Annotated in this window: 22 protein-coding genes; 6 read left to right on the forward strand and 16 right to left on the reverse strand. The window is 71.4% G+C overall.

What is annotated here, in order from left to right; genetic code table 11:
* Positions 1-60 precede the first annotated feature (60 nt).
* The 11 genes from DEJ51_RS02315 to DEJ51_RS02365 form a co-directional block, all read right to left on the reverse strand.
* Positions 61-345 carry a dsRBD fold-containing protein gene (locus DEJ51_RS02315; RefSeq protein ID WP_150255806.1) on the reverse strand — a complete coding sequence of 95 codons (285 nt, stop codon included), beginning with the start codon at positions 343-345 and terminating at the stop codon, positions 61-63.
* Between the two features lie 18 nt (positions 346-363).
* Positions 364-3,027, reverse strand: coding sequence for a cation-translocating P-type ATPase (locus DEJ51_RS02320; RefSeq protein WP_150255809.1), 2,664 nt, complete (start codon positions 3,025-3,027; stop codon positions 364-366).
* Positions 3,020-3,616 (reverse strand): hypothetical protein, encoded by a 597-nt coding sequence (locus tag DEJ51_RS02325; protein ID WP_150255811.1) that lies wholly within the window; start codon positions 3,614-3,616, stop codon positions 3,020-3,022. The genes DEJ51_RS02320 and DEJ51_RS02325 overlap by 8 nt, the downstream gene beginning before the upstream one ends.
* A 40-nt stretch (positions 3,617-3,656) precedes the next feature.
* Entirely contained in the window at positions 3,657-4,157 is a 501-nt protein-coding gene (locus DEJ51_RS02330; RefSeq protein ID WP_150255813.1) for a flavodoxin domain-containing protein, read from the reverse strand.
* Positions 4,158-4,200: 43 nt separating this feature from the next.
* Complete coding sequence (locus DEJ51_RS35690) at positions 4,201-4,656, reverse strand: PEP/pyruvate-binding domain-containing protein (RefSeq protein WP_150255815.1); 456 nt, start codon at positions 4,654-4,656, stop codon at positions 4,201-4,203.
* A gap of 332 nt (positions 4,657-4,988) precedes the next feature.
* Entirely contained in the window at positions 4,989-5,147 is a 159-nt protein-coding gene (locus tag DEJ51_RS34355) for a hypothetical protein (protein ID WP_190620144.1), read from the reverse strand.
* A gap of 32 nt (positions 5,148-5,179) precedes the next feature.
* Entirely contained in the window at positions 5,180-5,632 is a 453-nt protein-coding gene (locus tag DEJ51_RS02345) for a universal stress protein (protein ID WP_190620145.1), read from the reverse strand.
* A gap of 84 nt (positions 5,633-5,716) precedes the next feature.
* Positions 5,717-8,116, reverse strand: a complete 2,400-nt coding sequence (locus DEJ51_RS02350) for a glycoside hydrolase family 65 protein (RefSeq protein ID WP_150255816.1) — start codon at positions 8,114-8,116, stop codon at positions 5,717-5,719.
* Positions 8,113-8,871: an HAD family hydrolase gene (locus DEJ51_RS02355; protein ID WP_150255818.1), complete on the reverse strand. Its 759-nt coding sequence runs from the start codon at positions 8,869-8,871 to the stop codon at positions 8,113-8,115. The genes DEJ51_RS02350 and DEJ51_RS02355 overlap by 4 nt, the downstream gene beginning before the upstream one ends.
* On the reverse strand, positions 8,868-9,563 hold the full coding sequence (locus tag DEJ51_RS02360) for a helix-turn-helix domain-containing protein (RefSeq protein ID WP_150255820.1): 696 nt from the start codon (positions 9,561-9,563) through the stop codon (positions 8,868-8,870). The genes DEJ51_RS02355 and DEJ51_RS02360 overlap by 4 nt, the downstream gene beginning before the upstream one ends.
* A complete protein-coding gene (locus tag DEJ51_RS02365) occupies positions 9,560-10,636 on the reverse strand; it encodes a zinc-dependent alcohol dehydrogenase family protein (RefSeq protein WP_150255822.1) in 1,077 nt (358 codons plus the stop codon). Before DEJ51_RS02365 ends, DEJ51_RS02360 begins: the two co-directional genes overlap by 4 nt.
* A gap of 173 nt (positions 10,637-10,809) precedes the next feature.
* Between DEJ51_RS02365 and DEJ51_RS02370 the strand changes: the two genes are divergently transcribed.
* The 3 genes from DEJ51_RS02370 to DEJ51_RS02380 all read left to right on the forward strand — a co-directional run bounded on the left by DEJ51_RS02370 (position 10,810) and on the right by DEJ51_RS02380 (position 13,328).
* A complete protein-coding gene (locus tag DEJ51_RS02370) occupies positions 10,810-12,237 on the forward strand; it encodes an MBL fold metallo-hydrolase RNA specificity domain-containing protein (protein WP_150255824.1) in 1,428 nt (475 codons plus the stop codon).
* 94 nt (positions 12,238-12,331) lie between these two features.
* Positions 12,332-12,664: a hypothetical protein gene (locus DEJ51_RS02375; protein ID WP_150255826.1), complete on the forward strand. Its 333-nt coding sequence runs from the start codon at positions 12,332-12,334 to the stop codon at positions 12,662-12,664.
* A gap of 10 nt (positions 12,665-12,674) precedes the next feature.
* Positions 12,675-13,328, forward strand: coding sequence for a CBS domain-containing protein (locus DEJ51_RS02380; RefSeq protein ID WP_150255828.1), 654 nt, complete (start codon positions 12,675-12,677; stop codon positions 13,326-13,328).
* A gap of 276 nt (positions 13,329-13,604) precedes the next feature.
* On the opposite strand, the gene DEJ51_RS02385 is transcribed toward DEJ51_RS02380, so the two are convergent.
* Positions 13,605-14,795: an acyl-CoA dehydrogenase family protein gene (locus tag DEJ51_RS02385; RefSeq protein ID WP_150255830.1), complete on the reverse strand. Its 1,191-nt coding sequence runs from the start codon at positions 14,793-14,795 to the stop codon at positions 13,605-13,607.
* 129 nt (positions 14,796-14,924) lie between these two features.
* Here DEJ51_RS02385 and DEJ51_RS02390 point away from each other — a divergent pair, with 129 nt between their 5' ends.
* Positions 14,925-15,476 carry a DinB family protein gene (locus DEJ51_RS02390; protein ID WP_150255832.1) on the forward strand — a complete coding sequence of 184 codons (552 nt, stop codon included), beginning with the start codon at positions 14,925-14,927 and terminating at the stop codon, positions 15,474-15,476.
* A 100-nt stretch (positions 15,477-15,576) separates the two neighbouring features.
* Complete coding sequence (locus DEJ51_RS02395) at positions 15,577-16,263, forward strand: hypothetical protein (RefSeq protein ID WP_150255833.1); 687 nt, start codon at positions 15,577-15,579, stop codon at positions 16,261-16,263.
* 23 nt (positions 16,264-16,286) lie between these two features.
* Here the strand turns inward: DEJ51_RS02395 and DEJ51_RS02400 are convergent, their stop codons facing one another.
* The 3 genes from DEJ51_RS02400 to DEJ51_RS02410 are packed head-to-tail and all read right to left on the reverse strand — an operon-like array spanning position 16,287 to position 18,588.
* A complete protein-coding gene (locus tag DEJ51_RS02400; protein WP_150255835.1) occupies positions 16,287-16,826 on the reverse strand; it encodes a hypothetical protein in 540 nt (179 codons plus the stop codon).
* 26 nt (positions 16,827-16,852) lie between these two features.
* Complete coding sequence (locus DEJ51_RS02405) at positions 16,853-17,689, reverse strand: class II fructose-bisphosphate aldolase (protein WP_150255837.1); 837 nt, start codon at positions 17,687-17,689, stop codon at positions 16,853-16,855.
* Complete coding sequence (locus DEJ51_RS02410) at positions 17,686-18,588, reverse strand: SIS domain-containing protein (protein WP_150255839.1); 903 nt, start codon at positions 18,586-18,588, stop codon at positions 17,686-17,688. The genes DEJ51_RS02405 and DEJ51_RS02410 overlap by 4 nt, the downstream gene beginning before the upstream one ends.
* Positions 18,589-18,799: 211 nt before the next feature.
* Here DEJ51_RS02410 and DEJ51_RS02415 point away from each other — a divergent pair, with 211 nt between their 5' ends.
* A complete protein-coding gene (locus DEJ51_RS02415; protein WP_150255841.1) occupies positions 18,800-19,579 on the forward strand; it encodes a DeoR/GlpR family DNA-binding transcription regulator in 780 nt (259 codons plus the stop codon).
* 134 nt (positions 19,580-19,713) lie between these two features.
* Here DEJ51_RS02415 and DEJ51_RS02420 read toward each other — a convergent pair whose 3' ends face one another.
* Entirely contained in the window at positions 19,714-21,651 is a 1,938-nt protein-coding gene (locus DEJ51_RS02420) for a S41 family peptidase (RefSeq protein WP_150255843.1), read from the reverse strand.
* Positions 21,652-21,728: the final 77 nt, after the last annotated feature.

The following is a 21,728-nucleotide window of genomic DNA, read 5'->3' on the forward strand; positions in this document are numbered from 1 at the left end:
TCGATCGCCGGCCCGTCGCTCATGGATCCAGTCTGGGCCCGCTGCCGGAGACCCGCCCGCTCATCCGATGTCGTAGGCCGTGAGGGGGGCGTGCTGCGGTGCGGTCCCGGCTGCTGCCATGTCGCCGTAGGCGGTGCGCTTGAGCTGCAGTGCCAGGTTCTCCAGAGCTCGGGCGGCCGCGAGTTCGTTGCCGATCTCGGGCACGTCCTTGTCCGTCGGGTTGCAGCGTGCGGTGCCTTGGCCCGTGAGACGTGTGGTGCCGGTGTCGAGCTCGACGCGGACCTTGGTCGTGTGCTCTTCCTCGAAGAGGTAGAGGTGGGTCTTCCATTCGCTCGTGTGCGACATGGTGTGCCTCCGGTCGGATCAGGAGTGGCGGTGGTGCCGGCGTCGGGCCCATCGTCGGAGCTCGTCGCTTCCCCAGACCAGCGGCGGGAAGACCGCGATGAGGAGGACGACGTCCAGCGGGAGGGCTGCGGTGCCGAAGAGGTGCTGGAGCGGCGGCGCGTACACGAGCGCCGCGGTGAAGACGAGTTCGAAGGCGATGCCGGCGAGCAGCAGCGGGTTGGTGAAGAAGCCGATGTCGCGCAGGGCCGCGTGGTCGGTTCGGGCGGCGATGGCCGTGCCGACCTGGCAGGTCACGATTCCTGCGAAGGTGGCGGTGGTCGCGGTGAGGTGGGCGTGGTGCAGGGGGCTTCCCGGTCCGGTGGGGTCGCCGGGGTGCCAGCCCGCGCGCCACAGCACGTAGAAGAAGCCGGTCATCACGAGGGCGGCCGAGACGGTGCCGAGCCAGCCCCAGCTGCGCACGAGCATGTCCTTGTTGATCACGCTCTGGGAACTGGTCCGGGGCGGTCGGGACATGATCCCCGGCTCGGCGCGCTCACGGCCGAGGGCGAGGGCCGGCAGGGTCTCGGTCCCCAGGTCGACGGCGAGGATCTGCAGGACGGTCAGCGGCAGCGGTACGGCCCCTGCGGAGAGGGCGAACACGAGGAAGGGCACGACCTCGGGGGTGAGGTGGGCGAAGATGTAGACGATGAACTTCCGGACGTTGTCGTAGACGCGGCGCCCTGATTCGATCGCGGTGACGATGGTCGCGAAGTTGTCGTCGGTCAGGACCATGGTCGACGCCTCGCGTGCGACGTCGGTGCCGGAGAGCCCCATGGCCACACCGATGTGGGCACGGTGCAGGGCCGGGGCGTCGTTCACTCCGTCACCGGTCATGGCCACGATCCGGCCGTGCGCCCGCAGGGCATCGGCCACCTTCAGCTTGGTCTCGGGCGAGGAGCGGGCGAAGACGATCTCCGTGCCGTCCTGGCGGAGGAGGTGGTCGAGCTCGCGGTCGTCGATCGCCTCGGACTGGGCGACCACCTGGAGGTCCGGTGTACCGATGCCGACGGCGCGGGCCACGGACGCGGCGGTCGCCCCGTTGTCGCCGGTGACGATGTGGACGGTGAGACCCGCCTCGTGGCAGCGCCGGACCGCGGCGGCGACCTCGGGGCGCGGCGGGTCGTACAGGCCGACGAGGCCGAGCAGGTGCAGCTCCTGCTCGGCGTCCTGCCGCCGCACGGGCGCTGCCCCGCTGCCCGGCGGCAGCTCGCGTACCGCGACGGCCAGCACGCGCATGCCGTTCGCCGCCAGAGCGTCGGCGGCCTGCTGGGCCTCGTCGGCCGGTTCGCCTTCGGCCAGCAGCGCCACGACGGCTTCGGGGGCGCCCTTGACGATCACGCGGAGGGTGCCGTGTTCTCCGTCATGGATCACCGACATGCGGCGCAGGCGCGGGTCGAAACGGAAGCAGGCCCGTCGGTGGGTGTCCCGGCCGGCCGGGTCGAGGGGTGCGGCATGTTGTGAGGCGCCCTCGACCAGTGCGACCTCGGTCGGGTCACCGTGCAGCGCGCCGTCGCTCTCGCGGGTGACGGTGGTGCACTGGGCTGCGGCACGGACCAGTTCGGCGGTCTCCGCACCGGTTGCCGTCTCGCGTGGCGGGGTCCAGGTGGAGTGGAGGCGCATCTGGTTGCGGGTGAGCGTGCCGGTCTTGTCGGTGCAGATGACGTTGGTGGAGCCGAGGGTCTCCACGGCGCTCAGCCGCTTGACCACCGCGCCCTGACGGGCGAGGACGCGTACGCCCACGGCGAGGGCGAGGGTGATGGTGGGCAGCAGCCCTTCGGGCACGTTGGCGACGAGCAGGCCGATGGCGAACATCAGCGAGTCGGTCAGCGGGAGGCCGACCGCGAGGCCGGTCACCAGGAAGACGGCCCCCATGGCGACCGCGACCGCTGCGATCAGCCAGGCGACCTTCTTGACCTGCTGTTCCAGTGGGCTCGGCTCGCGGCGGGTGCGCTGGCTGAGGGCGGCGATCCGGCCGAGTTCGGTGTGGTCGCCGGTGGCGAAGACGATCGCCTGCGCCTGGCCTTCCGTGGCGGTGGTGCCGCTGAAGACGAGGTTGGGCTCCTGGAGCAGGGAGAGGCCTTCCAGGCCCGGGCCGGCGAAGCGCTCGACCGGGGTGGATTCGCCCGTGAGCATGGAGAGGTCGGCCTCTATTCCTCCCTCGGTCAGGCGGGCGTCGGCGGGTATCCGGTCGCCCTCGTCGAGAGCGATGAGGTCGCCGGGGACGAGGTCCCGGGCCGGGAGGTGCTGTGCCTGTCCGTCGCGGATGACCCGGGCCTGGGCCGGGAGGTAGCGGGCCAGGGTTTCGACGGCCTTCTCGGCCTGCCGTTCCTGGACGAGGGCGAATCCGGCGTTGACGAGGACGACCGCGACGATCGCCCAGCCGAGGACCGCGATCGCGGCGGTGAAGGCGAGGGCGGCCGCGGCCCACAGCAGCAGTGCCAGCGGGTGGACGAGTTGCCGCAGCAGTTCTTTCAGGATGCTCGTGCGGGTGGTGCGGCGGACCTCGTTCGGGCCGTAGACGGCCAGTCTGCGTGCTGCCTCCCGGCTGGAAAGGCCGAGGCGACCGGTGTGCAGCTCACGGCGGAGCAGGGGAAGGGGTTCCAGGGGATCCGGCGCGAGGTCAGGGGCGGCGGTCTCAGTCATCGCCGGCTCCCTGTCCGGGGCGCAGGCGGCCTGACCACAGGGGCTCGACGCCTGCCCACTCGGAGTCCCAGGCCCGTGCGCTGCCCGCGTCCACGAAGCGCAGGCGCAGGGCTACGAGGGCGCCGCCGGCGAGCACGATTCCGGCCAGCGCTCCGGTACCGATGCCCACCGCGTTCAAGGCGACGTGGGCCTGGCTGGGCGGTGCGCCGGTCGCACGGCCGTTTCCGTCGACCCACAGGCGGACCGTGTCCCCGTGCCGGGTTCCTGCCGGAACGGGGATGGTTTCGGTGTGCGCGCGCTGCGAGGGGTAGTGCCACGTGGCGGCCGCTACGGTGACCGGCCGACTGCTCGGCTGCGCTCCTGCCCGGTAGGTGGTATGGCCGACCGTGGTGGCCGTCACGGTGTGGCGGTGGCGCGCGAGGTTCTCGGCGGTGCGGTGGCCGTCCGTCCAGGCCGCGCGCCCGAGGGCGAAACCGGCGATGACGGCCAGGAGGCAGGTCAGCGCGAAGGCGGCATGCATGCGGGTCCGGGTGCGGTCGGCGTGACGCCTGAGCGGGTTGGCGCCCGTACCTTTCGTCCGGTGGTGCATGGCACGCCTCCGTGCTGTGCGTGCCGAGCGGGCCGTCCCTTCAGGCGGCGACGAGCTCGGCACTGATGTGGTGGGCCCAGTTCTGGATCCGTTCGGGGTTGCGGAAGTCTCCGCCCTTGCCCTGCCGGGTCATGGCCTTGGCGAGGAATCCCGGGGTGTGGGCCGTGATGCTGCCGCCGAAGGTCATGTGCTCGCGTGCTCCGATGAGTTGCATCTCCCGGGCGACGGCGGACACCGGGGGGATGTCGCGTTCTTCGGCGGAGCGGTCGAGCGGGCCGCTGCTGAACATCCACACCGGGCGGTGCCGCAGGGATTCGGCGTTGCGTTCGGCGCAGTGCTTGGCCTTGCTGCTCCAGTGACCGGCGTAGAGGGAGCCGCCGAGGACGACGGCGTCGTAGGCGCGGACGTCGTGGACGTCGCCGGCCGGCAGGACGACGGCGTCGAGACCGTCCTCGCGGAGGGTCTTGCCGATCTGTTCGGCGATGCCTGCGGTGGCGCCGTGCTTGGTGCCGTAGGCGACCAGGACTCGCTTGGTGCTCATGGCGGGTGCTCCTTGATTCCGTGGTGCGGGTCTGATGCCACTGTCACGCGGCCGACGGCCGGACCGCTTGGGCCGGACGGATCCCGATGGGGGCCGTTCGGTCCTCCCCGTAGCGTTCTCCTCGGCGGTGGCGCTGTTTCGGACGGCGAGCTCCGGGCCGGAACGCCCCAGCTCGCGGCTGAGGTCCTCGCAGGCCGTGATGGCCTCGGCCATCAGGGGTTCGGGCAGAAACTCGCCCATGATCATCGAGCGGATGCCCGCTCGACGTCTTCGAGCGCGACACCGTCGTGGAACCGGTCGAGCTGGTCCTGCATGCGGGTGCGCAGGCCGTGTCGTCGAGCAGCTCTTCGTAGGCGTCGGCGGCCGGGGCGAAGCCGGGCGGCACCCGCAGGCCGGCGGTGGTCAGCCGTCTGGTCAGCTCGCCCAACGAGGCGTTCTTGCCGCCGACCCGGCCGATGCCGCCTCGGCCGAGCTCGGTGAACGGTACGACGGGTCGCATGTGTGTCCTGTGACGTTCTCCGGGGCTGCGTATCGGCAGGGATCAGTACGGCAGGGGGCGGCCGGACGGCGTGCGCAGATCCAGCGGGGCGGGCTTGTGGGGCTGCTTGGGCCGGGTCTGGATCCGAATGCGCAGCATCGTGGTCACCCTCTTCGGAAGGCGGCGCCGGAATGGCGTCCGGGTTCCACGATCACGCGGTGGGCCATGGGGACCGCAGTGCCGAGGGGGCCATGCCCATGGGGCCGAGTAGGCCGCTGCGGTGCTGGGCCGATCGGCCCGGCTTCCGGTGCTGAAGGGCTGTCTGACCCGCGGCTGGACCACGTTCGCCCTGCTCAGGACCATCGACGGGAATCGTCGTCCACCGCCCGGTCCACCGCCCGCCGGAACGCGGTGCGCATGAGGTGGATGGAGAGGTTCGTCAGCGCGCCCCTGCGTTCCTCGGGAGCCTCAGTCAGGTAGCCGTCGACGTCGTTTGCCTTGCTCTGCACCATTCCGTGAGGCTGTGCCGGATTCAAAGCGTCCATCAATGTTCGACATCCGCATCTGCCCGGACGATGGTGATCGGACATGGCGCGTGGAGCGCCGTCTGATGGCTCACCGAACCGAGCAGGGCTCGACCGAAGCCGCCGCGACCGCGACTGCCCACGACCAGCATGTCCGCGCCCTCTGCCGCGTCGACCAGGACGTCGACCGGATTGCCGCGCACCAGGCGCTGGTGTACGGAGGAGGCACCGTCCTCACCGAGTACCGTGCGGACCTCCTCGACCAGCCGGCGCTCGGCCTCCTCCTCGTCGAACGTGGTGTCCACCGCCGGGGCCGACCACGACGCGGCACCGGGCAGGTCCCACGCTGCGACCGCCTCTACTCGCCCGCTCACCAGCCCTGCGTACCGGACCGCCCAGCGCAGCGCGGCCTGGGACGAGGGCGATCCGTCGACGCCCACCACAATCCGCGGAGCCTCTTGCTGCCTGTTCATTCCGCTCATCCTTCCGACGGCTGATACATCCACAGTGTGCGCATCACGATCGCCCCGCCACGCGAGGAGGAGGTGGCTGCCGTGTCAGCCCTTTGGGAGGCGGAACCATCGCTCCTGGCCTGCGGCAATACGTTCGTGCCGGTCACCGGGCAGGACCAGGGGCACCGGACCGAGGGGGGATGAAGGGACGCTGATGCCGAGCCGGCCCGGCCGGAACCGGATGCGGATGTCCCGGTGCCCCAGATAAGAGATCGAGAACGAGGAACCGGGCACTTCGGAGAGGGGCACGGGGTCGATGTGCAGGCCGTCGCCGTGGGGTTCGAGTCCGACGATGCCGCGCTCGACGAGGCCGAGGGTGCCACCCATGGCACCGAGGTGGATCCCCTCACCGGTGGTGCCGCCCTGGACGTCGGTGATGTCACCGAGCAGCGCTTCCTGGCAGTAGCGCCAAGCATCCGGGCCCTGCTCGCGAGCAAGTACCCAGCCGTGGACGAGGCTGCTGAGCGTGGAGCCGTGGCTGGTGCGCCGCAGGTAGTAGTCCACCGTCCTGTGCCAGAGGTCGTCGTCGAGGCGACACCCAAGCCGAAGGAACAATCGTTCGAGTTCTGTGGGGCGGAAGAGGTAGCCGAGCATGAGGGTGTCGGCCTGCTTGGACGCCTGGTAGCGGTTGGGGGTGTCGCCTTCGGCTTCCAGAATGCGGTCCAGGCGGCGGATGTCGTGGTAGCGGGCGCGGTATCCGTCCCAGTCGAGTTCGGCGAGGTCCCCGTAGCCGTGGAACTGGCTGATCACCTCTCGGTGGAACGGCACGTACAGGCGGCGGGAAACGTCCTCCCAGACGGTGAGTACGTCGGGGCCGACGCCGATGTGCGCGAGGAGCTCGGCACGTCGGGCGGCAGGAAGCTCCCCGTACAGGTCGAGGGACCGGGCCAGCACCCAGGCGGCGGTGACGTTGGTGTAAGCGTTGTCGTCGATGCCGGGACCAGTGGCGTCCGGGTAGGCATCGTGGTACTCGTCCGGTCCGACGACGCCGCGGATCCGGTAGCGGCCGAGGCCCGTGTCCCACGTCGCTGCGTCCGCCCAGAAGCGGGCCACGTGCAGGAGGAGTTCGGCGCCGGGACCGTGCATGAATCCGGCATCGCCGGTGGCCTGCCCGTACCGCCACACGTTCCACGCCACAGCCGACCCCACGTGGTGCTGGAGGTGGGAGTGGTCCGGCAGCCAGCGGCCGGAGCGCGGATTGAGGTGCAGCCGCTGGGTCTCCTCGGTGCCGGAACTGCCGCTCTGCCAGGGGAACATGGCTCCCTTCACCCCAGCCCGGCGAGCGGCCTCCCGAGCTGCGGGGAGCCGTCGGTGCCGGTACATCAACAGGGCGCGAGCGGTCTCGGGGAGGTGGAGGGCGAGGTAGGGCAGGACGAACAGCTCGTCCCAGAAGACGTGGCCCCGGTACGCCTCGCCGTGAAGGCCGCGAGCGGGGACGCCGGCATCGAGCTCGGCGGTGTGCGGCGAGAGGGTCTGCAGCACGTGGAAGGCGTGCAGCCGGAGGACCTTGCCGGTCTCTCCGGGCACCTTCAACTCTCCGTCGCTCCAGAGGCGTTGCCAGGCAGCGCGGTGGGAGGCCAGCAGGGAGGGAAAGTCCGGGGCGTGCGTGGCGCAGTCGATGCTCCGCCGCAGCGTATCGGCCGCGGGACGGTCGAGCGAGGTGCACAGGGCAGCAGTCTTCACCACGACGACCGGGGCCGCCCGATCGATCGGCAGGACGAACGTCTGTGTGGCGGTGGTGGATGTACAGACCCGGCCCACCGGTGCCAGAGGACGTGCCGATGTACGGACCGCGAGCCCGATCTGTACCCGGGAGGTGGCCGTCGTGCAGGACAGCCAAGCGGTGCCCTCCGCCTCCACCCCGGCCCGGTGCCCGACGAGATGCCGCCCGGCCAGGGCGCGGTAGCGGTCGACTCCCGCGTTCGTGACGTCGCCGTCGAGCACGGACTCGATCCCTATCCGGCCACTCCAGCCGTACGCTCTGAACACCGTGTTCTGCGCTGCCAGGTTCGGGACGCCCATGTGGACCAGGCGGGTGTGCGTGACACCCAGGCGACGGCCTTCGGCATCGTGGAAGAGCATGCGGCGGGTGAGCGTTCCGGCGCGCAGGTCCAGCGTCACGTTGCTGTGCCGCAGGGACGGATGGTCCGGCGTGAGCCAGTCCCCCGGCGGTGCGCCCTCGGGCAGGCAGCGGTACCGCAGGGCGGTCCAGTCCGGCAGTCGGACCATGTCCTCGTTGGAGACCGTGCGTCCGCCGATGGTGGAGTCGAGCCGGTTGTAGCAGCCGGCGAGGTAGGTGCCCGGGTAGTGGATGTCGTCGGCGACGCTTTCGGGGGCTGAACCGCGCGTGGCGAAGCGGCCGTTGCCCAGAGTGCACAGGGCTTCGACCAGCCGCTCGGTCTTGGGGTCATAGCGGTGGTATTCCCAGTGCCAGGCAGTGGTCACAGACGGCCGCCTTCGAGTATGGCGGGCAGCCCGCCGAGGTCGGGAAGGACGAGATCGGCGCCATGCGCACCGAGGGCCTCCGTCATGCGCGGGTCGTCGTCCCTGTTGAGCCCCACCACCAACCGGAAACCGCCCAGGTGTCCCGCCTCGACGCCGGCGAGCGCGTCCTCCACCACGGCCGTGTGCGCGGGGGTCACGCCGAGTCGGCCGACGGCTTCGAGGAAGAGGGCGGGGTCGGGTTTCCCCGCAAGTGCGAGTGCGGCCGCGTCCTGGCCGTCCACCAGGGCGTCGAAGTAGCCGACGAGCTGTGCGGACTCCAGGAGGGATCGGGCGTGCCGGGAAGCCGAGACGGCCGCGCAACGGACCGTCTTCTCCCGAAGTTCCTGAAGCGCGGGCCGCACGTCGTCGAAGGTGCTGACGCCGTCAGTCCGCAGCATCGATGAGAAGACCTCCTCCTTGCGGGCGGCGACCGCGTGGACGGTCGCGCACCCGGGCGGATCCTCGGGCGTCCCGGGCGCAAGGTCGATGTGGCGGGCGGTGAGGAAGGCGCGTACACCGTCGAGACGGGACCTGCCGTCCACCAGGTCCCGGTACTCCCGGACGGCGTCGAACGGGCGCGGCCGCGCACCGGCGTGCGATGGCTTCCACTCCGGGAGACAGCCGTCGAAGGTCTCCTTCCAGGCGGCCGCGTGCCGGTCCGCCGTGGCCAGGAGCACTCCGTCGGTGTCGAAGACGACCGCGCGCAGTTCGTTCATGAGTCGTGCACCACGCGACGGCCGGTGATCCGAGCCGGGGTGAGCTTCATCCAGTGGCTGCGCGGGCCGCCGGCCCAGGGCTGGGAGCGGGCCGTGGTGTTGAGGTGGTGGATCTCGTCCGGGTCTGTGACGGCTGCCAGTTCACCCACGGCCAGCACGCTCCAACCAGTGGCGGTGACGTCGTCGATGTTGTCGATCTCGAAGGCGACCTCGGTTCCGGCCGCTCTGGAAGTGACCGCTTCCGCGGAGGTGCGGAAGGCGATGTCGGAGCCTGCGATCAGGTAGTTGACGGGGAGGATGGCGGGGCCTTCGGACGTGAAGATGGCGATGCGGCCAACGCCGTGCGTGCTCAGCAGCCGCCGGCATTCGGGCTCGTCCAGCGGTACGAGCACACTGTCGCGCCGGGCTGTGGCCCGCCCTGCGACGCGTCGGGCGCTGGCGCCGGTCAAGTCGTCAACCGTGAGGCCCAGGGCGTCGGCCACCCGAACCAGGGTGCCGATGGCAGGACTGGCGGCGTGCTCCTCCAGGTAGGCGATGTACGTCCCATCGGCACCGCACCGCCGGCCCAGATCCTCGCGGCTCAGCCCCAGGGCCTCACGGCGGGCCGCCAGGCGGCGGCCCAGGTCGGTGCGTCCGGTCATCTCGCCTGACTGCTGGGGGCGGGTGCTCGGCATGTTCTTCACGGCGCTCACTGCTCCTGGGGCGGTACGGCGACCGTGTCGTGCTGCGGTCCGCCGAGCACGACCTTCAGGGCGCCGGTTTCGCCGGCGCTGGAGAAGACGTCGTACGCCTCTTCCATCTGGTCGAGCTCGAAGCGGTGGGTGACCATCGCGGCCCCGGGCAGGCGGCCGGCGGCCATCATGCGGAGCAGCATGGGGGTGGAGTGGGTGTCGACGAGGCCGGTGGTGATGGTGACGTCCTTGATCCAGAGGTCTTCGAGGTGGAGGACGGCAGGCTTGCCGTGGACGCCGATGTTGGCGACCCGTCCGCCCGGGCGGACCATCCGGGTGCACATCTCGAACGCCTCGGGCACGCCGACGGCCTCGATGACCACGTCCGCGCCGAGCCCGTCGGTGAGGTCCTCCACCAGCCGCTCGGGCTCTTCGTCCGCGCTCGCGGTGGCATCGGCGCCGAGATCGCGTGCGGCGGCGAGCCGGGACGCGGCGAGGTCGACGGCGATGATCCGCCCGGGGCTGTAGAGCTGTGCGGTGGCGATGGCGGCCAGGCCGATGGGTCCGGCGCCGACCACGACCACAGTGTCGCCGGGGCGCACGTTGCCGTTGAGCACGCCGACCTCGTAGGAGGTCGGGAAGATGTCGGCGAGCAGCACGGCGTCGTGGCTGGCCAGGGCGCTGGGGAGCGGGTGGACGGAGAGGTCCGCGAAGGGGACGCGTACGTATTCGGCCTGGGTGCCGTCGATGGTGTGGCCCAGTACCCAGCCTCCGCCTCCGCGGCACTGGCCGTAGTGGCCCTCTCGGCAGAAGCGGCAGCGACCGCATGCGGAGATGCAGGAGATCAGGACGCGGTCGCCAGGGCGGACGCTACGGACGTCTCCGCCGGTCTCGACGACGGTCCCGACGGCCTCGTGGCCCAGGATCCGCCCCGGAGTGACTTCGGGGACGTCGCCCTTGACGATGTGCAGGTCGGTGCCGCAGATGGTGACGGCGTCGACCCGGACGATCGCGTCGGCGGCGTCCTTGATCGAGGGGTCCGGGACGTCCTGCCAGGAGGTTTGTCCGGGCCCGTGGAAGACGAGTGCCTTCATGGCGCGGCCTTCTCTCTGTGTGTGCGGGAGGGGTCACCGTCAGGCTGTGCCTGCGTCCCTCCCTCCCGCTTGGGCCGGTCGGCCCCTACCCGGGACCGGTCGGTCCCCAGCTGACAGGGCGCTGCGGTGCGACGGTGGAGACCGGCATCCGTTCCGAAAGGAGGGCTGCTGCCATGTCCCAGTCAGCCCCGTCCCATGCTTCCGCCCGCCCGGCCCTGCTGAGGTTCCTCGGCGGTGTACGGACGGTCACCGGCAGCAAGTTCCTGGTCGAGAGCGACCACGCCCGGATCCTCGTCGACTGCGGACTCTTCCAGGGTGTCGCGGACCTACGGCGCCGCAACTGGGACAGGCTGCCCTGCGACGCCTCGGACATCCACGCCGTCGTCGTGACGCACGCCCACCTGGACCACTGCGGGTACCTGCCGCGACTGGTCCGGCACGGCTTCCGCGGTCCGGTCCTGATGAGCGCGGCCACTGCCCGGCTCGCGGAGATCGTGCTGCGCGACAGCGCGAGGCTGCAGATGGAGGCCGCCGAGCACGCAAACCAGCACGGCTGGTCCAAGCACCGGCCCGCCAAGCCGCTCTACGACGATGACGACGTCGACCACACGATCAAGTACTTCGACCCGGTATCGGTGGGCAGCGTGATCGAGATCATGGCCGGCACGAAGCTGATGCTGCACCACGGCGGTCACATCCTCGGCTCCGCCTGGGGGCACCTGACCCTGGAGGACGGCCACACCCTGGCCGTCAGCGGCGACCTCGGCCGCCCCGGCCACCCGCTCCTCCTGCCGCCCGAGCCTTTCTCCGGCGCCGACGTCCTGCTGATGGAGTCGACGTACGGCAACCGCCGCCACGACCACGAGAGCGCCCGCAGGGAATTCGCCTCGGTGATCACCCGCGCCCTGTCCCGTGGCGGGACCGTGGTCATCCCGGCCTTCGCGATCGACCGCACCGAGGTCGTCCTGCACGAGCTCGCCACCCTGCGCAGGGACGGCACCCTGCCCCGCCACGTACCGGTCTACGTCGACAGCCCCATGGCCCTGGCCGCACTGGACGTCTACCGCGACGCCGTACGGACCCGCTCGCCCGAACTACGCCCCGAGATCCTCGCCCAGGGCGAGGCTGCGATCAGCCCGGAGCCCTTCCAGGCCGCCCGGACCGTCCAGGAGTCGATCGACATCAACAATTCCACCGGGCCGGCGATCATCGTCTCCTCCGCCGGCATGGCCACCGGCGGTCGCGTCCTGCACCACCTCCACCGGATCCTGCCCGACCCCCGCAATGCCGTGGTCATCGTCGGCTTCGCCGCCGCCGGCACCCGCGCCCGCGACCTCGTGGACGGCGCCCGCACGCTCAAGATGTTCGGCGAGTACGTTCCCGTACGCGCCGAAGTCGCCGACGTCCCGCACTTCTCCGCACACGCCGACGCCGGCCAGATCATCGACTGGCTGCGAGGCGCCCCGGCCCCGGCCCCGCACACCACCTACCTCGTCCACGGCGAGGAGAGCGCCGCCGAGACCCTGCGCGACCGGATCGACGACGAACTGGGCTGGACGGCCGTCGTACCCAAGTCCGGGGAGGCCGTCCTGGTCCGCTGACGGGGCCGGACGGCCCCGGCGGTGTGCACCGCGCGGCCCTCCCGGACACGGTGGCCCACCGACCAGGGTGGATGCGAAGGGTTGGAGGCACTCCATGAGCACCATGCACAGCATCCTCGGAGCGATGGCACCGGAAGCCCGCGAGGCCCTGCTCGCCCACTCCCACCCCGTGACCTTCCCGGCCGGCACCCGCATCTTCAACGAACGTCGGCAAGCCGAGAAGTTCTGGATCATCCAGTGCGGCACCGTGGGCCTCGACACCCACGTCCCCGGCCACAAGAACGTGGTCGAGGACTCGGCCGTCGGCCGCTCCGTCTCCACCGCTGTGGCCGCCGTCATCGCAGACCGGCTCGACTCCGCCCGCACCCGACTCCTCGACCTGTCCGCCCCTCACGGCAGCGGCACCCCGCTCGCCTACGCACGCTGAGGACCTCGCCATGACCTCCACCCCGTACACCGTCGCCGACGTCATGACCACCAAGGTCATCGCCGTCACCCCCTCGACCGGCTTCAAGGACATCGCCACCGCGATGGAGCGGTGGAAGGTGACCGCCCTCCCCGTCATCGAGGGCGAGGGCCACGTCGTCGGCGTCGTCTCCGAAGCCGATCTCTTGCCCAAGGAGGAGTTCCACGAGCACCGCCCGGGCCTGATCGAACAGATGCGCCGCCTGGGCGACACCGCCAAGGCCGGCTCCACCCGAGCCGAGAACCTGATGACCACCCCGGCCGTCACGATCCGCCCCGATGCCACCCTGCCTCAGGCCGCGCGTCTCATGGCCGACCGGCACATCAAGCGACTCCCTGTCGTCGACGCCGACGGCACCCTCAAGGGCATCGTCAGCCGCGCCGACCTCCTCAAGGTCTTCCTCCGCACCGACGAAGAACTCGCCACCGAGATCCGCCGCACCGTCGTAGACCGCCTCTTTCCCCTCTCCCACGAAGCCGTCAAGGTCACCGTGGCACAAGGTGTCGCCACGCTGACCGGCGAGGTTCGCGACGGCGACCTGATCCCCCTCGCCGAACGCCTCACCCACTCCGTCGAGGGCATGGTGGACGTCCACTGCCGACTGGTTGCACCGGCCAGGGCGTGAAGTCCGACCGCGGAGCTGTGCCGGGCCATGCCGCGCAGAGCCCGTACCAACGAGGGAGCGGCGGCCGGTCCGTCCAACGCTGCTGCCCCAGTTCCGGCGGGGCCCTGTCCGACGCCGGGCACCAGCCGCACGCACCCCTTCCCCGACCGGCGACCGTTCTGACGCGCGCCCGGGACCGAACGCACGTCAGCCATCCGGCTCGACGAAAAGTTCGCACGCACGTCCGGTGACAACAACGGTCGTCATGTGCCGACTATCGTTGTGAGTCACAACGCTCTAGCGGCGTACGCGCGGCATGCCGAGGCCGATCCAGGAGATGATCTCGCGCTGGATCTCGTTGTTGCCCCCGCCGAAGGTGAAGATCACGGCGCTGCGGTAGCCGCGTTCGAGCTCTCCGTGCAGGACCGCGCCCGCCGAGCCGTCCTTGAGGGAGCCGGCCGCGCCGACGATCTCCATCAGCCAGGCGTACGCGTCCCGGCGGGCCTCCGAGCCGTACACCTTGACCGCGGAGGCGTCCTGCGGGGTGAGGGTGCCGGCCTGGACCGCGCCCACCATCTGCCAGTTGAGCAGCTTCATCGCGTCGAGCCGGGCATGGGTGCGCGCGAGGCGGCCGCGGACCCAGGAGAGGTCGATCACCCGGCGGCCGTCGGCGAGTTTCGTCGCGGCGGCCCAGCGCTGGACGTCGTGGAGGGCCCGGATCGCCATCGTGCCGTGTGCGGCGAGGGTGACGCGTTCGTGGTTGAGCTGGTTGGTGATCAGGCGCCAGCCCTTGTTCTCCTGGCCGACGCGGCGGCTCGCCGGGACGCGGATGTTCTCGTAGTAGCTGGCGGTGGTGTCGTGTGAGGCGAGGGTGTTGATGAGGGTGCAGGAGTAGCCGGGGTCCGAGGTCGGAACCAGCAGCATCGTGATGCCCTTGTGGGCGGGGGCGTCGGGGTCGGTGCGTACGGCGAGCCAGACCCAGTCCGCGGTGTCCCCGTTGGTGGTCCATATCTTCTGGCCGTTGACCAGGTAGGTGCCGGTCTCCTCGTCGCCCTCGCGCACGGCCTTGCACCTGAGCGCCGCGAGGTCGGTGCCGGCGTCGGGCTCGCTGTAGCCGATGGCGAAGTCGATCTCCCCGGCGAGGATCTTCGGCAGGAAGTACGCCTTCTGCTCGTCGGTGCCGAACTGCATGATGGTCGGCCCGACGGTGTTGAGCGCCATCAGGGGCAGCGGTACGACGGCCTGAGCGGCCTCGTCGAAGAAGATGAACTGGTCCATCGGGGTCATCCCGCGGCCGCCGTACTCCTCCGGCCAGCCGACCCCGAGCCAGCCGTCGGCGCCGAGCCGGCGGATGGTGTCCCGGTAGAAGCGCTTCTGGGCGGCCGGGTCCTCGTAGCGGGCGTAGACGTCCTGCGGCACGAGCTCGGCGAAGTAGGCGCGCAGTTCGGTGCGCAACTGCTGCTGCTCAGGCGTGTATTCGAGGTGCACGGCCCCTCCGGGGGTCTCGCGGTCCAGCCGGTCGCTGTGGTGGTGGCGGCGGTCAGAGTAGAACCTGTTACAAGAATTCGGAAGGACCCGGATAGCGGCCGTTCGGGACCGGCGGCGATAATCGCGACCATGACGAGCCCTCGCAGCAGAGCGGAATTCTTCGTGGAGCCCGAGCGGGACGGTCGCTTCAGCGGCCCGGCGACCGGTGACGAGCGGCGGATGCTGGTCGCCTTCCTGGCGGACCATCGCGCCACCCTGGAACTCAAGTGCGCGGGCGTCGGAGCGGAGTTGGCGCGCCGCTCGGTGGAGCCCTCCACACTGTCCCTGCTCGGACTGGTCCGGCACCTGGCCGATACGGAGCGCCGCTGGTTCCGGCAGGTGCTGGCGGGCCAGGACGCACCGCCCCACTTCTCCTCGGCGGAGGAACCCGACGGCGACTTCGACGGGGCAGCGCCCGGCCCCGAGGCGGCGGAGGCGGCCTGGGAGGCATGGCGTGCCGAAGTGGCCTTCGCCGAGCGCTTCGTGGCCGAGGCGCCCCATCTGGACGTCGAGGCCGTCGACGCGTGGCGCGGGAAGGTGTCGCTGCGCTGGGTGCTGATCCACATGGTCGAGGAGTACGCACGGCACAACGGGCACGCCGACCTGCTGCGCGAGCGGATCGACGGGGCGATAGGCATCTGAGAGCGCCCGGCCGCCCGGTCCGGGTGATCTGCCGCCAACTCGCATGAAAGGCAACGCAGTTCCGGTACCTGCCGCACAATGGGCGTACATGGAGGCGGACATGGACATCGACGCATGGCGGCGCGAGGACCCCGAGTTCACGCGGGCGGTGACACAGATCCACGAGCCGGGTGCGCTCCCCACCGACCCCGGGATCCCGGACCGGCACGCCTACTGGGAGCTGCTCCCGCCGGACGTACGGGCCCGGCTGCTGGAGAAGGCCGGCCGGTGCCTGACCTGGTGGGCCGGGCCGGATGCCGACGGGCGTCCCGGCGCGCTGGCGGTCGGTGACCGCGGGCTGTGCCGGGTCGGCCAGGTGCTGCGGGACGGGGTGGCGGAGTTCCGCGGGCAGCGCACCCGGGTGGAGCCGGGCTCGCTGCGCAGCCGGACCTTCGACGGGAGCCCCGCACCGGACGGGCGGGCCACCGCCCCGGGTCTGCCGGGGGCTCCGGTGCTGCGCCTGGAACTGGACCCCGGGGCCCAGGGTGTGCTCGGCCATTTCCCGCTGCCCGTGCAGGACTTCCTGCAGCGTCCGTTCCTCGCCGGGGAGGCCCGTGTCACCGCCGACTGGTACTACGACGAGACCGTCGAGCCCGAGCGGACCACCTGGTTCGTCGCCCTGGTCCTGTCCACCGAACGCGCCCTGACGCTCGCCGAGGGGACCCGGTCCCTGGACCGGGGCCGCCGCCCGGACCAGGCCAAATGGCACGGGATCCAGTACCACCAGGCCCGGCTCGCACCGCGCTGAGGTCCGTCCCGGCCGGCCCGGTGTCAGGTGAAGAGGTACAGGACGTCGAAGTGGACGAGGTCACGGGCCGTGTCGAAGAGGTACCGGCCCGAGGGGAGCCCGTCCGAGGCCTGGCTGTCGGCGCCCTGGCGGTTCGCCGACGCGTCGAACCCGGGGCTGTGCTGCCAGGCCGCGGCGGCGGGCAGGTGCTGCTTCAAAGCGGCGGGCACGCCGGAGGGCGCGCCGACGGCGGCGAAGGCGTGCTCGGGGCGGCCGGTGATCGCGGCCGCGCCTCCGGCGGCCAGGCGGGCGACACCGACCACGCGGACCCGGGAGTCGGGGCCCGGAATGCTCCGGCTGTCACCCGTGTCGTCGATGTCGTAGCCCAGCCAGTGCGCGTCGGTCAGCTCGCCCAGGAAGGGCCCGAGCCGCCGGTTCAGCGGTTCCAGGTCGCTGCGGACCTCGGGCCGGAGCGGCGGCTCCGGCCACAGGAGGTAGGTCAGGCCCGCGCCCACCGTCAGCAGCGGGACTCCGGCGATCATCAGGAACCGACGGCGATCCGTGCGTCCGCGCTGTGTGTCCATGATCGCCGCCCCCGCCGCACGCCAGTTCAGTTCAGGGCGCTGATCATAGCCTTCGCCGTCGCCGTCATCGCCGTACGGGCCGCCGTCAGGTACGGCCGGGGGTCCGCCTCGGTCAGGTGGGTACGGATGGCCCCGGTCATCGCCACGTTGAGGGCGGTGCCGATGTTGACCTTGCGGATGCCTCCCGCGACGGCCGCCGCGAGCTCGGCGTCCGGCAGCCCCGAGGAGCCGTGCAGGACGAGCGGCACGTCCACGGTCTTGGCCAGCCGGGCCAGCAGCACGTGGTCCAGGGCCGCGGTCCGGCTGGTCATCGCATGGCTGCTGCCGACGGCCACGGCCAGGGCGTCGACCCCGGAGTCGGCGACGAACCGCCGGGCCTCGTCGGGGTCGGTACGGGCGCCGGGCGCGTGCGGGTCGAGCGGCGCGGCGCCGTTCTTGCCTCCGACCTCGCCCAGCTCGGCCTCGATCCACAGCCCGTTGGCGTGCGCCCAGTCGGCCGCGGACCGGGTGGCCTCCAGGTTCTCGGCGTAAGGGAGTTGCGCGGCGTCGTACATCACCGAGCTGTATCCGGCGTCGCAGGCCTGCCGGAGCAGCTCGGGGCTCTTGACGTGGTCGAGGTGCAGGCCGACGGGGATCCCGGCGGCCTCCGCGCACGCGCCTGCGGCCCGCGAGATGGGCAGCAGCTGCCCGCCGCGGAACTTCACGGCGTTTTCGCTCAGCTGGAGGATGACCGGCAGGCCGGCCGCCTCGGCCCCGGCGACCACGGCCTCGGCGTGCTCCAGGGTGATGACGTTGAAGGCGGCGACGGCCCGGCCGGCCGCGGCGGCCTCCAGGACCAGGTCGCCTGCGCGGACGAGGCTCATCGGACCGCCTCCTCGCCGGTGGTGAGGATCACCGAGCGCGTGAGGTTGCGCGGTGCGTCCGGATCCAGCTGCCGGTGCGTGGCCACAGCGAGGGCGAGGCGCTGTACGCGGACCAGTTCGGCGAGCGGGTCGAGCCGTCCGGGCACCCACTGGGAGCCGGTGGCGCGTACCTGTTCCGCCAGCCCGTCGGGGGCCTGGTCGAGGGACCAGGTGACGGTGCCCGGCCCGGACACGCTGACGGGCCCGTGCCGGTACTCCATCGCCGGGTAGGACTCGGCCCAGGACAGCGAGGCCTCGCGCATCTTCAGGGCGGCCTCGTGGGCGAGTCCGACGCTCCAGCCGCGGCCGAGGAAGGTGAACTGGCCCCGGCCTGCGACGTCGGCGGGCAGCGGCTCGACGAGGGCGGTGCGGGCGTCGGCGACCACGGCGGGGGTGTGCCGCCCGACGTGGGCGCGCAGCAGGGTGAGGGCGGTGGTCGCGAACCGGGTCTGCACGACGGACTGTTCGTCGGCGAAGTCGAGGACGACCAGCTCGTCCGCGGCGGTCATCACCGGGGTGGCCGGGTCGCCGATGACCGCGGTGGTGGGCACGCCCGCGTCCCTCAGTCCGGCCAGCAGGTCCAGTACCTCGGTCGTGGTCCCGGACCGGGTCAGGGCGACCACCCGGTCGTAGCGGCGGTGGCGCGGGAACTCGGATGCGGGGAAGGCGTCGGTCTCGCCCTGTCCGGACTCCTCCCGCAGCACGGCGGCCGCCTGGGCCATGTAGTACGAGGTACCGCACCCGACGATCGCGGTGCGCTCCCCCGGCTGCGGGAGCACCGGCCGGCGGGCCGGGGCCAGTTCGGCGGCCCGCTCCCAGCATGCGGGCTGCGTGCCCAACTCGTACGCGACGTGACTCATTCAGGCTCCCTCGTGCGGCGGGCGGGACTGGATGTGCAGGGCGTGGAGCGTTCTACGTGCGGTGTGTGGCATCCGCATGGGACTTCTTGCACTTTCCTGCAAGATAGCTCGCGTTTTCGCGCAACTTCAAGCAACCACGGGGTGATGTGCTGAGTTAGTGTCGCCGGGTGGCCCGGCCGAGGCCACGGGACGAGTACGGGAGGGGCGGCCGATGACCCGCAAGGAGCGCTGGCAGACACTGCTGGACCTGCTGGTGGAACGGGGCGAGCTGGAGGTGGAACCGGCCGCCGAGGCCCTCGGTGTGTCCGCCGCGACCATCCGCCGCGACCTCGACCAGCTCGCCGAGCAGCAACTGCTGGTCCGTACGCGCGGAGGGGCGGTGGTGCACGGGGTCTCGTACGAACTCCCGCTGCGCTACCGGACGTCACGCCGCGCCGCGGAGAAGCGCCGGATCAGCGAGGCGGTGGCGGCCCTGATCGCCCCCGGCGAGGTGATCGGCCTGACGGGCGGCACCACGACCACCGAGGTGGCGCGCGCGCTGGCCGGGCGCCCGGACCTGGCCCAGGGTTCGCCGGCGCTCACCGTGGTCACCAACGCCCTCAACATCGCGGGCGAGCTGGTGATCCGGCCTCAGTTCAAGATCGTGCTGACCGGCGGAGTCGCACGCTCCCAGTCGTACGAACTGACCGGGCCGCTCGCCGAACAGGTCCTCGGGCAGCTCGCGGTGGACACCGCGGTGCTCGGCGTGGACGGCTTCGACCCGCAGGACGGCGCGGCGACCCGGCACGAGGACGAGGCCTCGGTCAACCGCCTGCTGTGCGAACGGGCCCGCCGGGTGGTCGTCGCGGCCGACTCCAGCAAGCTGGGCGTTCGCGCCTTCGCCCGGATCTGCGCGACCTCGTCGGTGGACGTCCTGGTGACGGACACGGACCTGGCCCCGGCCGTGGCCCGGGCCTTCACCGCGGCGGGGGTCGACGTCATCACGGTGTGAACCGAACGCGGAACGGGCGAACGGCGAACGGGGAACGGGCGAGCGGGCCAGCGGGCGGGGGGCGGAGGGGGCGGAGGGGGGCGGCTGCCGGGCCCGTCCGGCCGTCCACCGCACCGCCCGCCCCTCCCCTGTGCCTACAGCGGCATGGTGCGGCTGGCGACGAGCTCGCCCACGGCGTATCCCTCGACCTGCACCGACCGGGCGGCCGTGGCTCCCGGCACGGTGACGTCGGCCTGGCCGTCGGGGACGTCCACGGAGGCACCGGGACGCCGGTCGAGGTAGACGTCGACGCGGTCGATGTTGGCCGTCGTCAGCCTGAGGCGGAGCGCCCCGTCGGCACGCGCGACATTGGCGATGTTCAGCTCCCGCACGGGCTGGGCCGCCAGCAGTTCACCGGCTCGCGCCAGGAGGTCGGCGTTGCCTTCCAGCAGGTCGCGCCGGGTCATCCGGTGGCGTACGTCCGGTACGACGCCCAGGTCCTCCAGGGGTGTGCCGGAGCGGTCACCGACCCGCAGGGAACGGCGGATCGACACGCGCATGCCGGCTCCGTTCGGCAGCGGCCGGTAGGGCGAGGAGGCGAGCGGGAAGTCCGCGAGGAAGTCGCCCTGTTCCCAGACGTTGGCGCCGCCGGCCCCGGTGTTGTCGTCGGTGCCGAGCACGGTCCCGATCCGGTGGTCCTGGAAGCCGGCGGCGAACATGTCGGTGGCGGAGTAGCACCGGGCGTTGGTGACGAGGACGACCGGGCCGAAGTACTGCTGGCCCTTCTCGTTGGCCAGGTCCTCCGGAGTGAGGGGCAGCGCGGCGGAGAAGGTGGCGCCGGTCTCGACCGCCTGCTCCATCGACGGCACCCACGGGTCCAGCTGTCCGCTGCTCCGGCAGATCCGCAGGTTGAGCGGGGTGTTGATGAACTGGAAGGACTCGGGCGTGATGTGACGTGCGGTCAGGGTCTGCAGGGTGCGCTCCGCCGCCCAGACGGAGCCACCGCCGTTGTCCCGCACGTCGACGATCAGGCCGTTCTGCGGAAGCGTGCCGATGAGCCGGACGAACTCGTCGACGAAGGCCCGGGAGTCGGGAACCATGAAGGTGTGGATGCGGATGTGGCCGAAGTTCCCTGAAGGGGTCTCGACGGAGCGGGCCGTGAACACCTCCGGCATCGTGCTCGCGATCTCCCCGGCCGCGGACCGGGGTGACTCTCCCGCGGCCACCGCCTGCTGCTGCTCGATGACATGGGGGACGTAGAGCATGACCTTGGCCCGGCTGATCTCCTCGGACTCGTAGTCCACTCCCAGGACCAGCGCCTCCTCGCCATCGGGTCCGGCCTGCTCCCCGAAGACGTCCACGATCTTCCAGAACACCCGCAGTTCGCGCTGGACGCCGTCGGTGCCGAGGTAGCTGACGGTCACCCACTCCTCGAACGGGGGCAGGTGGGCGGAGAGCGAGCGCACCGTCAGCGACTCGATGCCCCGGCTGCGACGCGCCGCCACGTTGCCGCCGGCGAACCGGCCCGCGTTGAGCTCGACGGCCTGCCCGATGGGGACTCCGCTCCAGTGCGTGATCTCGGCCCCGGGCTCGAAACCGGGCGCGGAGAAGCCCTGCATGACGAGGGTGACCAGGAAGCGCGGCTCCGGTCCGTCGGTGGTCTCCTCGACCAGGAAGGGCAGGAAGGCGATCTTCTTCGCGAACGGCGCGGGCAGTTGGTAGTTGGTGTGCAGGTCCCGCACCGAGTTGAACACCTTCGACATCTCCGAGTGGAAGATCCACTCGGGTGGCATGGTGGCCGGTGTCTGCTGCTCCAGCTGCCGGCGGATCAGGCGCAGCCGCTGTACGGGGTTGACGGCGTGCATCGCGATCTTCAGCGGCAGGTGTACGTAGTTCTGCTCCAGCAGCACCAGCGCCTGGTCGACGAGGAGGGTCCGCTGCTCCAGGGTGAGGGTGCCCGCGTCCTCCAGGAAGGTGTCGAGCTCGGTGGCGGCTGCCAGGTGATCACGGACCACCTCGGCCGAGTGCTTGAGGTAGTCGGGGTCGTCGGGGGTGCCGGCGGTTTCGGCGGTTTCGGCGGTGGCTCGGCCCATGATGCCTCCGTGGTCGGGGTGGGCTCCTACGGCTCGGGGCACAGTCTTCGACCGTGGGGGCCGCCCTTGACAGAGCG

This window comes from Streptomyces venezuelae, from assembly GCF_008642275.1.
In the GTDB taxonomy this organism is placed as follows: domain Bacteria; phylum Actinomycetota; class Actinomycetes; order Streptomycetales; family Streptomycetaceae; genus Streptomyces; species Streptomyces venezuelae_E.

What these genes read in the sequence shown, in the direction of transcription:
- DEJ51_RS02345 (WP_190620145.1), bottom strand. Translation starts at nt 5,632, where the DNA reads ATGAACAGGCAGCAAGAGGCTCCGCGGATTGTGGTGGGCGTCGACGGA.
- DEJ51_RS02315 (WP_150255806.1), bottom strand. Translation starts at nt 345, where the DNA reads ATGTCGCACACGAGCGAATGGAAGACCCACCTCTACCTCTTCGAGGAA.
- DEJ51_RS02395 (WP_150255833.1), top strand. Translation starts at nt 15,577, where the DNA reads ATGGACATCGACGCATGGCGGCGCGAGGACCCCGAGTTCACGCGGGCG.
- DEJ51_RS02415 (WP_150255841.1), top strand. Translation starts at nt 18,800, where the DNA reads ATGACCCGCAAGGAGCGCTGGCAGACACTGCTGGACCTGCTGGTGGAA.
- DEJ51_RS02325 (WP_150255811.1), bottom strand. Translation starts at nt 3,616, where the DNA reads ATGCACCACCGGACGAAAGGTACGGGCGCCAACCCGCTCAGGCGTCAC.
- DEJ51_RS02380 (WP_150255828.1), top strand. Translation starts at nt 12,675, where the DNA reads ATGACCTCCACCCCGTACACCGTCGCCGACGTCATGACCACCAAGGTC.
- DEJ51_RS02410 (WP_150255839.1), bottom strand. Translation starts at nt 18,588, where the DNA reads ATGAGTCACGTCGCGTACGAGTTGGGCACGCAGCCCGCATGCTGGGAG.
- DEJ51_RS02390 (WP_150255832.1), top strand. Translation starts at nt 14,925, where the DNA reads ATGACGAGCCCTCGCAGCAGAGCGGAATTCTTCGTGGAGCCCGAGCGG.
- DEJ51_RS02370 (WP_150255824.1), top strand. Translation starts at nt 10,810, where the DNA reads ATGTCCCAGTCAGCCCCGTCCCATGCTTCCGCCCGCCCGGCCCTGCTG.
- DEJ51_RS02320 (WP_150255809.1), bottom strand. Translation starts at nt 3,027, where the DNA reads ATGACTGAGACCGCCGCCCCTGACCTCGCGCCGGATCCCCTGGAACCC.
- DEJ51_RS02330 (WP_150255813.1), bottom strand. Translation starts at nt 4,157, where the DNA reads ATGAGCACCAAGCGAGTCCTGGTCGCCTACGGCACCAAGCACGGCGCC.
- DEJ51_RS35690 (WP_150255815.1), bottom strand. Translation starts at nt 4,656, where the DNA reads ATGCGACCCGTCGTACCGTTCACCGAGCTCGGCCGAGGCGGCATCGGC.
- DEJ51_RS02355 (WP_150255818.1), bottom strand. Translation starts at nt 8,871, where the DNA reads ATGAACGAACTGCGCGCGGTCGTCTTCGACACCGACGGAGTGCTCCTG.
- DEJ51_RS02375 (WP_150255826.1), top strand. Translation starts at nt 12,332, where the DNA reads ATGAGCACCATGCACAGCATCCTCGGAGCGATGGCACCGGAAGCCCGC.
- DEJ51_RS02405 (WP_150255837.1), bottom strand. Translation starts at nt 17,689, where the DNA reads ATGAGCCTCGTCCGCGCAGGCGACCTGGTCCTGGAGGCCGCCGCGGCC.
- DEJ51_RS02365 (WP_150255822.1), bottom strand. Translation starts at nt 10,636, where the DNA reads ATGAAGGCACTCGTCTTCCACGGGCCCGGACAAACCTCCTGGCAGGAC.
- DEJ51_RS02400 (WP_150255835.1), bottom strand. Translation starts at nt 16,826, where the DNA reads ATGGACACACAGCGCGGACGCACGGATCGCCGTCGGTTCCTGATGATC.
- DEJ51_RS02420 (WP_150255843.1), bottom strand. Translation starts at nt 21,651, where the DNA reads ATGGGCCGAGCCACCGCCGAAACCGCCGAAACCGCCGGCACCCCCGAC.
- DEJ51_RS34355 (WP_190620144.1), bottom strand. Translation starts at nt 5,147, where the DNA reads ATGGTGCAGAGCAAGGCAAACGACGTCGACGGCTACCTGACTGAGGCT.